The sequence below is a fragment of the Pseudomonas phytophila genome (assembly GCF_025643095.1).
Classification (GTDB): Bacteria; Pseudomonadota; Gammaproteobacteria; order Pseudomonadales; family Pseudomonadaceae; genus Aquipseudomonas; species Aquipseudomonas quasicaspiana.
Window position 1 is genome coordinate 5,624,786 of sequence record NZ_CP081201.1, and the last position, 15,704, is coordinate 5,640,489.

General features: G+C 56.6%; 15 protein-coding genes. 4 read left to right on the top strand and 11 right to left on the bottom strand.

Translation table 11 applies throughout. The annotated features are described in order from the left end of the window. Positions 1-15: 15 nt before the first annotated feature. From K3169_RS25460 to carB, 3 genes are read right to left on the bottom strand one after another with little or no spacing between them, the layout of a single operon-like run. Complete coding sequence (locus K3169_RS25460) at positions 16-459, bottom strand: MFS transporter (RefSeq protein ID WP_263268629.1); 444 nt, start codon at positions 457-459, stop codon at positions 16-18. After that, positions 437-913, bottom strand: a complete 477-nt coding sequence (gene greA, locus K3169_RS25465; RefSeq protein ID WP_099268117.1) for a transcription elongation factor GreA — start codon at positions 911-913, stop codon at positions 437-439. The genes K3169_RS25460 and greA overlap by 23 nt, the downstream gene beginning before the upstream one ends. Beyond that, on the bottom strand, positions 910-4,131 hold the full coding sequence (gene carB, locus K3169_RS25470; protein WP_263268632.1) for a carbamoyl-phosphate synthase large subunit: 3,222 nt from the start codon (positions 4,129-4,131) through the stop codon (positions 910-912). The genes greA and carB overlap by 4 nt, the downstream gene beginning before the upstream one ends. Here carB and K3169_RS25475 point away from each other — a divergent pair. Continuing rightward, the gene (locus K3169_RS25475) at positions 4,112-4,267 is read left to right on the top strand and encodes a hypothetical protein (RefSeq protein ID WP_161628587.1); all 156 of its coding nucleotides are present in this window, start codon (positions 4,112-4,114) and stop codon (positions 4,265-4,267) included. The two genes, carB and K3169_RS25475, sit on opposite strands and share 20 nt — an antisense overlap. On the opposite strand, the gene carA is transcribed toward K3169_RS25475, so the two are convergent. From carA to grpE, 5 genes are all read right to left on the bottom strand, one after another. Beyond that, positions 4,264-5,400 carry a glutamine-hydrolyzing carbamoyl-phosphate synthase small subunit gene (gene carA, locus K3169_RS25480; RefSeq protein WP_099268119.1) on the bottom strand — a complete coding sequence of 379 codons (1,137 nt, stop codon included), beginning with the start codon at positions 5,398-5,400 and terminating at the stop codon, positions 4,264-4,266. The two genes, K3169_RS25475 and carA, sit on opposite strands and share 4 nt — an antisense overlap. A 279-nt stretch (positions 5,401-5,679) precedes the next feature. Continuing rightward, on the bottom strand, positions 5,680-6,483 hold the full coding sequence (dapB, locus tag K3169_RS25485) for a 4-hydroxy-tetrahydrodipicolinate reductase (RefSeq protein ID WP_231675971.1): 804 nt from the start codon (positions 6,481-6,483) through the stop codon (positions 5,680-5,682). A 12-nt stretch (positions 6,484-6,495) separates the two neighbouring features. After that, positions 6,496-7,635 (bottom strand): molecular chaperone DnaJ, encoded by a 1,140-nt coding sequence (gene dnaJ, locus K3169_RS25490; RefSeq protein WP_027900311.1) that lies wholly within the window; start codon positions 7,633-7,635, stop codon positions 6,496-6,498. 324 nt (positions 7,636-7,959) lie between these two features. Further along, positions 7,960-9,879: a molecular chaperone DnaK gene (dnaK, locus tag K3169_RS25495; RefSeq protein ID WP_027900310.1), complete on the bottom strand. Its 1,920-nt coding sequence runs from the start codon at positions 9,877-9,879 to the stop codon at positions 7,960-7,962. 103 nt (positions 9,880-9,982) lie between these two features. Then, on the bottom strand, positions 9,983-10,546 hold the full coding sequence (grpE, locus tag K3169_RS25500; protein ID WP_027900309.1) for a nucleotide exchange factor GrpE: 564 nt from the start codon (positions 10,544-10,546) through the stop codon (positions 9,983-9,985). Positions 10,547-10,819: 273 nt separating this feature from the next. Between grpE and recN the strand changes: the two genes are divergently transcribed. Next, on the top strand, positions 10,820-12,493 hold the full coding sequence (recN, locus tag K3169_RS25505) for a DNA repair protein RecN (RefSeq protein ID WP_122705481.1): 1,674 nt from the start codon (positions 10,820-10,822) through the stop codon (positions 12,491-12,493). 253 nt (positions 12,494-12,746) lie between these two features. On the opposite strand, the gene fur is transcribed toward recN, so the two are convergent. After that, complete coding sequence (gene fur / locus K3169_RS25510) at positions 12,747-13,154, bottom strand: ferric iron uptake transcriptional regulator (protein ID WP_002555142.1); 408 nt, start codon at positions 13,152-13,154, stop codon at positions 12,747-12,749. A gap of 98 nt (positions 13,155-13,252) precedes the next feature. Between fur and K3169_RS25515 the strand changes: the two genes are divergently transcribed. Next, positions 13,253-13,762: an outer membrane protein assembly factor BamE gene (locus tag K3169_RS25515; RefSeq protein ID WP_027902306.1), complete on the top strand. Its 510-nt coding sequence runs from the start codon at positions 13,253-13,255 to the stop codon at positions 13,760-13,762. A 73-nt stretch (positions 13,763-13,835) separates the two neighbouring features. Here the strand turns inward: K3169_RS25515 and K3169_RS25520 are convergent, their stop codons facing one another. Together K3169_RS25520 and K3169_RS25525 are read right to left on the bottom strand one after the other, a co-directional pair. Continuing rightward, positions 13,836-14,147 (bottom strand): RnfH family protein, encoded by a 312-nt coding sequence (locus tag K3169_RS25520; RefSeq protein ID WP_263268645.1) that lies wholly within the window; start codon positions 14,145-14,147, stop codon positions 13,836-13,838. After that, positions 14,140-14,574 carry a type II toxin-antitoxin system RatA family toxin gene (locus tag K3169_RS25525; protein ID WP_263268647.1) on the bottom strand — a complete coding sequence of 145 codons (435 nt, stop codon included), beginning with the start codon at positions 14,572-14,574 and terminating at the stop codon, positions 14,140-14,142. Before K3169_RS25525 ends, K3169_RS25520 begins: the two co-directional genes overlap by 8 nt. A gap of 328 nt (positions 14,575-14,902) precedes the next feature. Between K3169_RS25525 and smpB the strand changes: the two genes are divergently transcribed. Next, on the top strand, positions 14,903-15,385 hold the full coding sequence (smpB, locus tag K3169_RS25530) for an SsrA-binding protein SmpB (protein WP_027901440.1): 483 nt from the start codon (positions 14,903-14,905) through the stop codon (positions 15,383-15,385). Positions 15,386-15,704 lie beyond the last annotated feature (319 nt).

The following is a 15,704-nucleotide window of genomic DNA, read 5'->3' on the forward strand; positions in this document are numbered from 1 at the left end:
ACAGCCAGGGCCGCGTCAGCGCGCCCTGGTGCTGCTTCCCGGTGCAGGTTGCAAAACCAGCAGCAAGCCGGACACTCCCAACACCAGATAACTCACCAACTGCCAGCTCACCGCACCCGGCAACCAGAGCCGGAAGCTGTAATAGCTGACTGCCGACAGTATGGCGACGAACAATAACTGTCCGCGCACATCCCGCCAGATACCTGCAAACCGCTCAACACCCAGCAACACTGCCATCTGCAGGGCTGCACATGACGCTGCAACCCCCACCAGCAACGCACCGGAGTGACCGGCAAGCTCCTTGATCAACAACGGCGCCAGACCGGTTTGGTCCAGCACCGTCAGCATAGCCAGATGCAGCAAGATCATGCCGCCCACCCAAAACGTCTGGGCAAGCTGCCAGATCAATGCGCCCGCCGAGAACGGGCGACTTGCCTCAAACGTGGCGGACTTCAACAATCTCGTACTCAATAATGCCACCCGGTGTCTTCACGGCCACCACGTCACCCTCTTCCTTGGCAATCAAGGCGCGGGCCAATGGTGAACCTACCGAAATCTTGCCGAGTTTGAAGTCAGCCTCATCCTCACCCACGATGTGGTAAGTAACGCGCTCATCGGTCTCGACGTTGGCGATTTCCACGGTGGTGCCGAAAATCACTTTGCCGGTGTGCGGGATGGTTGTGACATCGATGATGACCTGATTCTGAATCCGGCCTTCAATGTCACGAATCCGCGCTTCAACCATACCCTGCTGCTCACGAGCAGCGTGGTACTCAGCGTTTTCCTTCAGGTCACCCAGCTCACGCGCAGTACCAATGTCCTGGCTGAGCTTCGGGCGAACCACCTTGGTCAGGTGAGCGTGTTCTTCTTCCAGGGCTTTCGCGCCCTGGACAGTCATTGGATATTTGATCATGCCTTCAATCCTGCATGTAGATCCTGCAAGCGACGCACGGTCTTTTCCGGACCGAATTTCAGCGCTTCGCAGATGGCTTCGCCCGCAGCAATCGTGGTGGTGCAGTAGATTTTGTGCTGCAGGGCATTACGACGGATGGAGTAGGAATCAGCGATCGACTGACGACCCTCGGTCGTGTTGATGATCAGCGTCACTTCATCATTCTTGATCATGTCGACAACGTGCGGACGGCCTTCGGTCACCTTGTTGACGCGACGAACCTTGAGGCCCGCCGCTTCAATCAGCTTGGCGGTACCGGCAGTGGCGACGATTTCGAAACCAAGGCTGATCAGATCACGCGCAACGCCAGCCACCAACGGCTTATCGTCGTCACGCACGCTGATAAAAGCAGTGCCGCCAGTCGGCAATACTTCGCTGGCACCCATCTGGGCTTTGGCGAATGCTTCACCAAACGTATCACCTACGCCCATCACTTCACCGGTCGACTTCATCTCTGGGCCGAGGATCGGGTCAACGCCAGGGAATTTGGCGAATGGGAATACCGCCTCTTTCACGCTGTAGAAGTTCGGGATGATTTCTTTGGTGAAGTTCAGCTCTTTCAGGGTTTTGCCAGCCATGACGCGAGCCGCGATCATTGCCAGGGAAACACCGATGCACTTGGAAACGAACGGCACGGTACGCGAGGCACGCGGGTTCACTTCGATCACGTAGATGTCTTCGCCCTGCAACGCCAGCTGCACGTTCATCAGGCCAACTACGCCCAGCTCCAGCGCCATCTTCTTCACCTGCTCGCGCATCTCGTCCTGGATATGAGCCGGGAGCGAGTACGGAGGCAGGGAGCAAGCCGAGTCACCAGAGTGAACACCCGCCTGCTCAATGTGCTGCATGATCGCGCCGATCACCACGTCAGTACCGTCGCAGACTGCATCGACGTCCATTTCAATGGCGCAATTCAGGAAGTGATCCAGCAGCACCGGGCTGTCGTTGGACACTTGCACCGCTTCACGCAGGTAACGCTTGAGTTCGTCTTCCTGATAAACGATTTCCATGGCACGGCCGCCCAGTACGTAGGACGGACGAACAACCAGCGGATAACCGATTTTTGCAGCTGCGCGAATCGCTTCGTCTTCGCTACGCACGGTGGCGTTAGGCGGCTGACGCAGGTTCAGGCGCTCAACCATTTGCTGGAAGCGCTCACGGTCTTCAGCACGGTCGATAGCGTCAGGGCTGGTGCCGATGATTGGCACACCGGCCGCTTCCAGAGCGCGAGCCAGTTTCAGAGGCGTCTGACCGCCGTACTGCACGATCACGCCTTTAGGCTTCTCGACACGGACGATTTCCAGCACGTCTTCCAGGGTTACCGGTTCGAAGTACAGGCGATCAGAAGTGTCGTAGTCAGTGGATACGGTTTCCGGGTTGCAGTTGACCATGATGGTCTCGTACCCGTCTTCGCGCAGGGCGAGGGCCGCATGCACACAGCAGTAGTCGAACTCGATACCCTGGCCGATACGGTTAGGACCGCCACCCAGGATCATGATCTTGTCGCGACCGGTCGGCGCTGCTTCGCACTCTTCTTCGTACGTCGAGTACAGGTAGGCGGTGTCAGTGGCGAACTCGGCTGCGCAGGTGTCAACGCGCTTGTAGACCGGGAATATTTCCAGCTTGTGACGATGAGTACGCAGGTTCTTCTCGGTCACACCCAGCAGCTTGGCCAGACGCGCATCGGAGAAGCCTTTACGCTTGAGGCGGAACATCAGGTTGCGGTCGATAGCCGACAGACCCAGGGTCTTGACCTTCTCTTCTTCCTTGATCAGATCTTCGATCTGCACCAGGAACCACGGATCGATCATGTTCATGGCGAAGATTTCTTCGACCGTCATGCCCGCACGGAAGGCATCAGCCACGTACCAGATACGCTCGGCGCCCGGCACGGTCAGCTCACGCTTGAGGGTGCTCATGCTTTCCGGGTTGGTCAGGTCCAGCTTCGGATCAAGACCGCAGACACCCACTTCCAGACCGCGCAATGCTTTCTGCAGGGATTCCTGGAAGGTCCGGCCGATTGCCATGACTTCACCGACCGACTTCATTTGCGTGGTCAGGCGAGCGTCAGCCTTGGAGAACTTCTCGAAGGCAAAGCGTGGCAGCTTGGTCACAACGTAGTCGATCGAAGGCTCGAAAGACGCCGGAGTCTTGCCGCCGGTGATTTCGTTTTGCAGCTCGTCGAGGGTGTAACCGATAGCCAGTTTGGCGGCGACGCGAGCGATCGGGAAACCGGTCGCTTTCGAAGCCAGTGCCGAGGAACGCGATACACGCGGGTTCATCTCGATCACAACCATGCGGCCAGTGTCCGGGCAGATACCGAACTGAACGTTGGAACCACCGGTTTCAACGCCGATTTCACGCAGTACCGCCAAGGAGGCGTTACGCATGATCTGGTATTCCTTGTCAGTCAGCGTCTGCGCTGGCGCAACAGTGATCGAGTCGCCGGTGTGAACGCCCATCGGGTCAAAGTTTTCGATGGAGCAGACGATGATGCAGTTGTCCTTTTTGTCGCGGACAACTTCCATTTCATATTCTTTCCAGCCGATCAGCGATTCGTCGATCAGCAGTTCCTTGGTTGGCGACAGGTCCAGACCACGGGTGCAGATTTCTTCGAACTCTTCACGGTTGTACGCGATACCGCCACCGGTGCCGCCCATGGTGAACGAAGGACGGATGATGCACGGGAAGCCGAGCTTTTCCAGTACCGCGTAGGACTCTTCCATGGTGTGGGCAATACCCGAACGCGGGCAGTCCAGACCGATGGACTTCATGGCCTTGTCGAAACGCGAACGGTCTTCAGCCTTGTCGATGGTGTCGGCGTTTGCACCGATCATCTCGACGCCGAACTTCGCCAGAACGCCTTCGCGCTCCAGGTCCAGTGCGCAGTTCAGAGCGGTTTGACCACCCATGGTTGGCAGCACGGCGTCTGGACGTTCTTTTTCGATGATCTTGGCAACGGTCTGCCATTTGATCGGTTCGATGTAGGTCGCGTCGGCCATCGACGGGTCGGTCATGATGGTCGCTGGGTTGGAGTTCACCAGGATGACGCGGTAACCCTCTTCGCGCAGGGCTTTACAGGCCTGGGCGCCGGAGTAATCGAATTCACAGGCCTGACCGATCACGATAGGACCGGCGCCGAGAATCAGGATGCTTTTAATGTCTGTACGTTTTGGCATGGGTTTGTCACTCAAATCCGTAGGTCAGTCGGCAAGCCGTCTTGAACTTCTTTGCAGCCACCGGGCGGTCTTCGCCGGACGTTTCATCCAGGTCCAGCCCGGCGCTGCGCGTTACATTCTCAAGGCAACCGTTTAGCGTCGCTTGGCCATGGTTTCGATGAAGCGATCAAACAGCGGAGCAACGTCCGCCGGGCCCGGGCTTGCTTCAGGGTGCCCCTGGAAGCTGAACGCGTCTTTGTCGGTACGCTCGATGCCCTGCAGGCTGCCGTCGAACAGCGACTTGTGGATCGCACGAACATTGGCTGGCAGTGTTGCTTCATCCACCGCAAAACCGTGGTTCTGGCTGGTGATCATCACAACGCCGGTGTCCAGGTCCTGTACCGGGTGGTTGGCACCGTGGTGGCCGTGACCCATCTTCACCGTCTTGGCACCGGACGCCAGCGCCAGCAGTTGGTGACCCAGGCAGATACCGAATACCGGAATGTCGGTTTCCAGCACTTCCTTGATCGCCTGGATGGCGTAGTCGCAAGGCTCCGGATCGCCAGGGCCGTTGGACAGGAAGACACCATCAGGCTTGTAGGCAAGCACTTCACTGGCAGGCGTTTGAGCCGGAACGACGGTTACGCGGCAGCCGCGCTCGACCAGCATACGCAGGATGTTGACCTTGACGCCGTAGTCATAGGCCACGACGTGGTATGGCAATTCAGATGCGGCAATTTCAGGGCAGCTGTCGGTCTTCAAGGACCAGACGCTGGAGCGCCACTCGTAAGATTCCTTGACGCTGACGACTTTCGCCAAGTCCATGCCTTTCAGGCCCGGGAAGCCGCGCGCTGCAGCGATGGCCGCTTCTTCGGAAATGTTGTCACCGGCCATGATGCAGCCGTTCTGTGCACCTTTCTCACGCAGAATGCGGGTCAGGCGACGGGTGTCGATCCCTGCGATTGCCACAACGTTGTTGGCTTTCAGGTAATCATCCAGTGACATCTTGTTGCGCCAGTTGCTGGCAACCAGCGGCAGATCACGAATCACCAGGCCAGCAGACCAGACGCGATCCGACTCGGCGTCTTCAGGGGTGGTGCCGGTGTTACCGATATGCGGGTAAGTCAGAGTAACGATTTGCTGGGCATAGGAAGGATCGGTAAGGATTTCCTGATAGCCTGTCATGGCAGTGTTAAACACTACCTCGCCAACGGTTTGACCGTCGGCTCCAATGGCTTCGCCGCGAAAAATGCTGCCATCAGCAAGGGCGAGTATGGCTGGCTTAGTCAAGAAGACCTCCCGTAAGTAAAGCCTGAAAGGGCGTTCGCAGGTTGCAAAAAAGCGGAATGACGTAGTTACGTCACCCCGCTTTCTTATAGAATCATCTGCGCGCTTTTAGTGGACACACTAAAGCTGTAGCTTACAGAAAAAGGCTTTTTTGGTCTACCGCCAATGAGGCGAAAAGACGGGGGAATGCGACAGAAGTTCCCGAGGAAGGATAAAACAGAGGCGCAAACCCTGAATTTCAGGGCTGCGCCTCTGTTATAGCGATCAATCAGTAACGATCAATCAATGCAGATCGAGCACGTCCTGCATGTCGTATAGACCCGCCTCACGACCCTCAAGCCACATGGCAGCCCTGACTGCGCCCTTGGCAAACGTCATGCGACTGGAAGCCTTGTGCGTGATCTCGACCCGCTCGCCTTCAGAGGCAAACAGGACGGTGTGATCACCGACGACGTCACCCGCACGAATCGTCGCGAAACCAATGGTCTGGCGATCACGGGTACCGGTCTGGCCTTCACGGCCGTAGACAGCGACCTTTTCCAGATCACGCCCCAGCGCATTGGCAACCACTTCACCCAGGCGCAACGCAGTGCCAGACGGCGCGTCGACCTTGTGGCGGTGATGCGCCTCGATGATTTCGATGTCGACATCATCACCCAGCACGCGGGCAGCGGTATCGAGCAACTTCAGGCACAGATTCAGGCCAACGCTGAAATTGGCGGCGAAGACGATCGGAATCTCTTTCCCCGCCTCAGCGATGCGCTGCTTTTCTTCAGCCGTGAAACCCGTGGTACCGATGATCATGGCCTTGCCGGCCTTGCGGCAGAACGCCAGATTCTTCAGGGTCACCGAAGGGTGCGTGAAGTCGATCAGCACATCGAACTCATCAGCCACTTTGGCCAGATCACCCGACAGCGGAACGCCGATACGACCCAGCGCAGCCAGCTCGCCAGCATCAGCACCGACCAGCGTGCTGTCGGGCCGATCGATCGCCGCCGTCAGGCCAGCGCCCGGCGCTTGCTGAACAGCTTCGATCAGAATTTTACCCATGCGCCCGGCGGCGCCCATCACAGCAATACGTCGCATGTCCTGCTCCCGTTACAAGTCGCCGAAGAAACGCTTCACACCGTCAAACCAGCCAGTGGCTTTCGGGGAGTGAGAGCTATCGCCTTCAAGCGTTGAGCGGAACTCTTCGAGCAGTTCACGCTGACGACGGCCCAGATTGACCGGAGTCTCGACAGCTACACGGCACATCAAGTCACCCGCACCGCCACCACGTACCGGAGCCACACCTTTACCACGCAAGCGGAACTGCTTGCCGGTCTGGGTACCCTCAGGAATCTTCAGCTTGACGCGGCCATCCAGCGTTGGCACCTCCAGCTCACCGCCCAGTGCGGCATCAGTGAAGCTGATTGGCACTTCGCAGAACAGATGCTTGCCGTCACGCTGGAAGATCGCGTGCTCGCGCACGTTGATCACCACGTACAGGTCGCCCGTAGGCCCACCTTGCGTACCTGCTTCACCTTCGCCGGAAAGACGAATGCGATCACCGGTATCAACCCCAGGCGGTACTTTCACAGCGAGGGTCTTGTACTCTTCGACACGGCCTTCGCCATGGCAGGAGTCGCAAGGATCGGAAATGATCTTGCCGTTGCCGTGGCAACGCGGGCAGGTCTGCTGCACCGAGAAGAAACCTTGCTGCATGCGAACCTGGCCAATACCGCCACAGGTTGGGCAGGTAACAGGCGAGGAACCTTTCTTGGCACCCGAACCGTCACACGGCTTGCAGTTGACCAGCGTCGGAACCCGGATGTTCACCGAGGTACCGCGCACGGCTTCTTCAAGGTTCAGCTCGAGGGTGTAACGCAGATCGCTACCGCGCTGAGCGCCGCCACGACCACCGCCACCGCCGCGGCCACCACCGAAGAAGTCGCTGAATACATCGCCGAAAATGTCGGAGAAGTTCGCACCGCCAGCCCCGCCACCGCCGAAACCGCCGCCGCCCATGCTTGGGTCGACGCCAGCATGACCGTACTGGTCGTAAGCCGCGCGCTTGCTGGCGTCCGACAGAACTTCGTAGGCCTCGTTGGCCTCTTTGAAGAGTTCTTCCGACGCTTTATCGTCAGGATTGCGATCAGGGTGATGCTTCATCGCCAGACGACGATAAGCTTTCTTCAGATCTGCCTCGCTGGAGCCTCGCTCCACCCCCAATACTTCGTAATAGTCACGCTTAGCCATAAATTCTTCCGCACTCTTGAGGACGTCCGGCAAAACCCTCCTGAGTTTTGCCAAACTCGTTGAGCCCCATACAGGCCCGGACCCAACTCACGTCAATTCAACGATCCTGGTCTTCATTTCACCGATCAGGCTGACCGGGAAAGCGGCAGAACAAGCCGCATGCAGGAGCATGACGACCTTGCCACACCGGCTTGCGGTAAATACCGCAGGCCGAAAAAATTTCGTCTGTTCCAGACACGCCAACGCGGGAGCAAGCTCCCGCGCGGCGACATCCTACCAGCGACCGCCCGAAAACGGTCAACTGGCTTGCAAGTGAGCCTGCGCTTACTTGTTTTCTTTAACTTCTTCAAACTCTGCATCGACAACGTCGTCAGCAGGCTTGGCGTCTTCCTTCGCAGCCTGAGCACCGGCTTCCGGTTGCTCTGCCTGCTCGGCGTACATTTTCTGAGCCACTGGCGCAGAAACCTTCGACAGCTCTTCGACTTTGGCGTCGATGGCAGCTTTGTCATCGCCTTTGATAGCGGTTTCCAGAGCAACCAGCGCAGCTTCGATCGCCGTTTTTTCTTCAGCGGTCACTTTGTCGCCAGCGTCGGAGATCATTTTGCGAGTCGAGTGAACCAGTGCATCGCCCTGGTTACGCGCGGTCGCCAGCTCTTCGAACTTGCGGTCTTCTTCAGTGTTGGCTTCAGCGTCACGGATCATTTGCTGAATTTCTTCGTCCGACAGACCGGAGTTAGCCTTGATCACGATCGACTGCTGCTTGCCGGTCGCCTTGTCTTTGGCGCCTACGTGCAGGATGCCGTTGGCATCGATGTCGAAGGTCACTTCGATCTGTGGAACGCCACGTGGTGCTGGTGGAATCTCAGCCAGGTCGAACTTGCCCAGAGACTTGTTCTGACCAGCCTGCTTACGCTCACCTTGCAGCACGTGAATGGTCACGGCGTTCTGGTTGTCGTCGGCAGTGGAGAACACTTGCGATTTCTTGGTAGGAATCGTGGTGTTCTTGTCGATCAGCGCAGTCATCACGCCGCCCATGGTTTCGATACCCAGGGTCAGCGGGCTAACGTCCAGCAGCAGAACGTCTTTAACATCACCGGCCAATACTGCGCCCTGAATAGCGGCACCCATGGCAACTGCTTCGTCCGGGTTAACATCTTTACGAGCTTCTTTGCCGAAGAACTCGGTAACTTTCTGCTGCACCAACGGCATACGAGTCTGGCCACCGACCAGAATCACGTCGTTGATTGCGCTGATGTCGATACCGGAGTCTTTCAACGCGATACGGCAAGGCTCGATGGTGCGCTGAACCAGGTCTTCAACCAGCGATTCCAGCTTGGCGCGCGAGATTTTCACGTTCAAGTGCTTTGGACCGGTCGCGTCTGCAGTGATGTACGGCAGGTTAACGTCGGTCGAATTGCTCGAAGACAGCTCGATCTTGGCTTTCTCAGCGGCTTCTTTCAGGCGCTGCATGGCCAGCGGGTCACCCTTAAGGTTCATGCCGCTTTCTTTCTTGAATTCGTCAACGAGGTAGTCGATCAGACGAATGTCGAAGTCTTCACCACCCAGGAACGTGTCGCCGTTGGTTGCCAGAACTTCGAACTGGTGCTCGCCATCAACTTCAGCAATTTCGATGACCGAAACGTCGAAAGTACCGCCACCCAGGTCATAAACGATGACAGTGTGGTCGCCCTTCGCTTTGTCCATACCGTAAGCCAGAGCGGCCGCGGTCGGTTCGTTGATGATACGTTTTACGTCCAGACCGGCAATACGACCGGCGTCTTTGGTCGCCTGACGCTGACTGTCGTTGAAGTAAGCCGGAACGGTGATCACCGCCTCGGTCACTGCTTCGCCCAGATAGTCTTCAGCGGTTTTCTTCATCTTCTTCAGGATTTCAGCAGAAATCTGAGGAGGCGACATTTTCTTGCCGTTGACTTCAACCCACGCATCGCCATTGTCAGCTTTGGCGATTTTGTAAGGGACCATCTGAATGTCTTTCTGAACGACTTCTTCTTCGAACTTACGACCGATCAGACGCTTTACCGCGTACAGCGTGTTGTGCGGATTGGTCACAGCCTGACGCTTGGCCGACTGACCGACGAGGATTTCGCCATCGTTGGCATAAGCAATGATCGAAGGCGTGGTACGAGCGCCTTCGGCGTTCTCCAGAACCTTGACGCTGCCGTTTTCCAGAATGGAGACGCAAGAGTTGGTGGTCCCCAGGTCAATACCGATAATTCTGCCCATCTGTGAATCTCCCGAAATTTTGAATTTAGTTGCCGCAACTGCGTTTACAAATTGCGGTAGCTCTTAAACGCTTGGCCTATAAATGGGGGCCAGACAGCTGATTTCAAGCCTGCTCATCAATTGATGGCTGAACAGGCGATGGTGCCTTGCTGACCACGACCATAGCCGGGCGCAGCAGACGACCATTGAGCTGGTAGCCCTTCTGGAACACTTTCAAAACACTGTTTGGTTCAACATCGGCGCTTTCCTGCATGGCCATTGCCTGATGATGCTCGGCATTGAATGGCTGGCCATGGGGATCGATCGCTTCGAGGTGGTAACGCTTGAGCGTGTCGCTAAACATTTTCAGCGTCAGCTCGATACCTTCGCGCATTGGACGAATGCTTTCATCGTCCGGATTGGACAAGTCCAGACCACGCTCAAGGCTGTCCACGATCGGCAACAAGTCACTCGCAAACTTCTCAAGCGCAAACTTGTGAGCTTTTTCTACATCCTGTTCTGCACGGCGGCGGACATTCTGCAAATCCGCAGCCACACGCAGGGACTGGTCCTGTGCCGCGGCCAGTTGCTCTTCGAGCACTTGCACGCGGGTTACCAATTCTTCACCGGAGACTGCTTCGGCAGCCTGGTCCTGGGTCTGCGCATCCAGATTCTGTTCGTCAGCCATAGATTTCTCCTTTCAAGTACGTCCGCGAGCTCAAATCGCGCTTCTGCCCACCTATATGGGAGCGGATTTTTCAGCTTCAAGAGCAGATTTCAGCGAATCGACAAAAGTCCTCACAAACCTTCCGGCCAAAGCCAAGTCCTTATCGCACTTGAACAAATCGCCAAATGGACTAAAAAAAGCGTATCGCCGAACGAATCGAGCTAAATCCGGGCATTGTCATCGACAAATAAAACACTGTATAAATAACCAGACTTATCGCCTGGGAGCCACTCCATGCTGGTGCACCTTTCCGTACATAACTACGCCATCGTTGAACACCTCGATCTCGAGCTGGACCGTGGCATGAGCGTAATCACCGGTGAGACCGGGGCAGGCAAATCGATCATGCTCGATGCCCTTGGCCTGACTCTGGGCGACAGAGCCGACAGCGGCGTGGTTCGCCCCGGCGCAGATAAGGCAGACATTCTCGCGACGTTCGACCTGATCGACATTCCTGAAGCACAGGCCTGGCTCAAGGAGCGCGACCTGGACAATGACGGTCCGTGCATCCTGCGCCGGGTTATTACGGCCGAGGGACGCTCGCGCTCCTACATCAATGGCACGCCCTGCCCCCAGGGTGACTTGAAGGCACTAGGCGAACTGCTGATCGACATTCACAGCCAGCACGAGCATCAGTCACTGCTCAAGACCGACACCCATCGACGTTTGCTGGATGAATACGCGGGCGCGACGGATCTGGCTCGCCAGGTACAACTGGCTGCCCAACGCTGGCGCCAGACCCGGCAGGAACTGGACCGGCTCTCCAACTCCGGCGACGAGCAACGCGCACGCCATCAGCTTCTGAGCTATCAGCTTGAAGAGCTGGAAAGCCTGAGCCTGGGCGAAAACGAACTGGAGCAACTCGAGCAAGAACAGAAAACCCTGACCAATGCCGAAAGTCTGCTGAGCATTTGCCGTCAGGTTGTCGAGCAATGCAGCGAAAACGATTCTGGCAATGTGTTGAATGCCTTGACTGCCAGCCTGCATCGCCTGGGCAGCGTCAATGATTCGCCGACCGCCTTGAGCGAAGCGACCAATCTGCTGTCCAGTGCACAGATTCAGGTAGAAGAAGCCGTTGGTGAGCTCAATCGCTTCCTGGATCATTTCGACGCCGATCCTGCGCGCCTGCAGCATCTCGAAGAACGTCTCGACGCGATCTACACCCTGGCGCGCAAGCATCGCATCCAGCCGACTGAAGTCGCGACGCTGCAACAGAAGCTACTGGACGAAATCGAAACGCTGAATGCAAACGACGAAGCGATCGAGCGACTGGAAAATGAATTGTCGTCGTTCGCCCGTCACTATAAGGATAAGGCCCGGGAACTGAGCGACCTGCGCCATCGCGCAGCGCCGGAACTGGCAGCTGCCGTGGAGCATGAAATCCAGCGCTTGGGCATGCCGGGCGGGCGATTCAGCATCGAGCTGAAGGCCAACCCCGAGAAAGAATTGCTGCCCAACGGCCTTGAGCAAGTTGAGCTGCTGGTCAGCGCCAACCCTGGGCAGCCGTTGAAAGCATTGGCAAAAGTGGCTTCGGGCGGCGAGCTATCCCGGATCAGTCTGGCCATTCAGGTGATCACCGCGCAGACATCTCGAGTCCCGACGCTGGTATTCGACGAAGTGGATGTGGGGATCGGCGGCCCAACGGCCGAGATCGTTGGCCAGCTATTGCGTCGCCTGGGTGATCGCGGTCAGGTCATGACCGTGACGCACTTGCCACAAGTCGCCGCGCAGGGGCATCAGCATCTGTTTGTTCACAAGGTCCGCGACAGCGAAGCCACGCGCACTGCTGTTTCAAAACTGAGCAAGAACGAACGTATAGAAGAAGTCGCGAGGATGCTGGGCGGTATCGATCTGACCAAAGAGTCCCTGGCCCATGCGAAGAAAATGGTGGTGACAGCCAAGAGCTGATGGCTGTCGCTTCAGTACAGGACCAAACTCCCGAATAATTCGGTCTCAAAGGTCACTGCGAGCTGCGGGAAATGGTTATCCCGTGGGAGCGAATTCATTCGCGAATGGGCCGGCACATCCGCCACATTTGCGTCGGAAGGAATGCCGTCTTCGCGAATGAATTCGCACAGATTTAGGCCCCTAACACCTTCTCACATCCAAAAACGCACAAAGGCGACCCTAGGGTCGCCTTTGCTGTTGCGTCAAAAAAGATTTAAGCCTTTTTATTGCGCACGTACAGCACCAAATTGTGATCCACCAAATCGAAACCGTGCCGCTCGACAATCGCCTTCTGAAGCTTTTCGATTTCTTCGTCGAAGAATTCGATCACTTCTCCGGATTCCACGTTGACCATATGGTCGTGGTGGCCGCCGTCAGCCAGTTCGAACACCGCATGTCCACCGTCGAAATTGTGGCGAACCACTAATCCGGCAGCTTCGAATTGGGTCAGGACACGGTAAACCGTGGCCAGTCCGACGTCCTCGCTAGCTTCCATCAGTGCCTTGTAAACATCCTCAGCACTCATGTGGCGCTGCTCGGCGGAATCGAGCATCTGTAGTATTTTGACCCGTGGCAGGGTCACTTTAAGTCCGGCTTTTCGTAGTTCGCTATTTTCAACCATGGTCAGCTTTCTCGCAGACGCTGCTTCGCAGCTTCTCTTAATGCAGGTATGATCGGGGTTTACGTTGTCCCAGCCAAGATAGTGGAAGTCGCCCACCGATGCAAAACACCAAGCTCCTGCTAACCAGTTTCACCCTTGTGGGACTGCTCGCACTCGCCGGTTGTTCATTCCCCGGGGTTTACAAAATCGACATCCAGCAAGGCAATGTCGTCACGCAGGACATGATAGACCAGTTAAGGCCGGGAATGACCCGACGGCAAGTACGGTTTATCATGGGCAACCCTCTGCTGACCGACACTTTCCATGCCGATCGCTGGGATTACCTGTACAGCTTGCAGCCTGGTGGCGGTGAACGTCAGCAAGAGCGTGTGTCGCTGATCTTCAACGGCAACGACCAATTGGTCAGTCTGTCGGGTGACTTCATGCCTGGCGTGAGCCGTGACGAAGCCATTCTCGGCAATGACGGTAATTCCACAGCCACGCCAGAGCAGCCGAAAGAAGAACCGGCCAAGCCAGGTTCGCTGCTTGATCAGATCCAGAAGGACGTCGACAAAGTCGAGACAGTCCCTGTTCCGACTCAGGAACCACTGGACACCTCGCCGCAGTAAGCAATTACCGCAGGCACAAAAAAGCCCGGCATGCCGGGCTTTTTGCTGTCTGTGATTCGCTGAAACAATGGGCCTAACGCTCACTCTCCTGCCGAGCCTTGGCTGCTTTGGCAGCTCGCAAGCGCCGAACTTCCTTCGGATCAGCCAGCAGCGGACGATAGATCTCAATTCGGTCGCCCTGCTCAAGAGCACGCTCGCGGCTTACAACCTTACCGAAGATCCCCACCGGGCAATTCGCCAGATCCAGTTCGGGAAATTCGTTAAAAACGCCTGAGAGCAGCAATGCCTGTTGAACAGTTGAACCTGCCGGGACCTCGACAGCCTGCAAAAGCTGTCGATCTACACCGGCGTGCATCACCTCAATCGTTATGATTGCCTCAGACATGCAACTCTTTCGCTCGCTGGCAGAACGCGTCCACCAACGTATTAGCCGCCTGATTGAACAAAGGCCCAAGGGTGGCACGCACGATCGGGCCAGCGTAATCGAAGGAAAGATCGAGGCTGATCTTGCAGGCTTTCTCGCCCAGCGCCTTGAACGTCCAGACGCCATGCAACTGCTCGAAGGGCCCTTCGACTAGATCCATCACGATGGACTGCCCCGGCACCAGCGTGTTTTTCGTAACAAAATGCTGGCTCAGGCCGCCTTTAGCGATCTCCAGGCTGGCACGCATGTGCTCCTCGCTCGCCTCAAGCACCTTGGAGGCAGAGCACCAGGGCAAGAATTCCGAATAGCGCGCCACGTCATTGACCAGGTCATAGAGATCCTTGGCCGGATAGGGCAAAAGAGCGGAACGTTGAATATGCGTAGTCATGTCAGCGTCAATTCCAAAGCTGCGCGGCAGATACTACAAGAATGCCGAACGGCGCCACATAGCGCATCAAAAAAACGTCAAAGCAAGGAGCGCCAAGGCTCGTCACCCAACCTGCGGATACTGCAAACACACGTCACCGTGGTGAACAGCGTGATGAACAAATCGACCTGGCGAGCCAGCATCGGTTCGAATGAAATATTAGTCACCTTTGCTTCAGGGCCAGAAATACTGGGTAGAAGCAGGCGCATTGTCCGGGATTAAATCATCGTGCTCAAGCGTGCAGCTTCCCATAGCCGACTTTGAAGCGAGTCCCTATAATGCGTCGCCTATGGCTAAGCTCAAGAAACACCCTACAGGGACCATCGCGCAAAATAAAAAGGCGCGTCACGATTACTTCATCGAACACAAGTTCGAGGCCGGTCTGGTCCTGGCTGGTTGGGAAGTAAAAAGTCTGCGTGCCAACAAGGTACAGCTGGTCGACAGTTACGTGCTGCTCAAAGACGGTGAGGCCTGGCTGATGGGTAGCCACATTTCGCCGTTGACGACTGCCAGCACGCACGTCATCGCTGACCCGACACGCACCCGTAAACTGCTGCTGAACCAGCGCGAGCTTGAAAAGCTGACGTCGTCTGTACAGCAGAAAGGCTATGCCTGCGTGGCTCTTTCCCTTTACTGGAAGCAGCACTTGATCAAGTGCGAAATCGCTCTGGGCAAAGGTAAAAAGGAATACGACAAGCGCCATACCGAGCGTGAACGTGATTCCGATCGCGAGCTGCAACGTGCCGTGCGGACCAAGGGTAAGGATGATTAGGCTTAAAGCCTGATCAGTCCTGCCCTGCCGGCTTGAACGGTAGGAGCGAATTCATTCGCGAAGAGGCCAGTAAAGTCGATAAACCTTCATCGGCTGGACGTACGCTTTCGCGAATGAATTCGCTCCCACAGGTTTAGCACCGTACTGGTCTAGCCGAAATCACATTCCATTACGCCGCTCAGCCCGAGCCGTGCGCTGCGCCCGCTGTCGCACTTCCTGTAGATACAGCAAATGGATTGGCGTGCCGTGCGGACCAAGGGCAAGGATGATTAATTAAGCGTAAATCCCCGTGGGAGCGAATTCATTCGCGAAGAGGCCA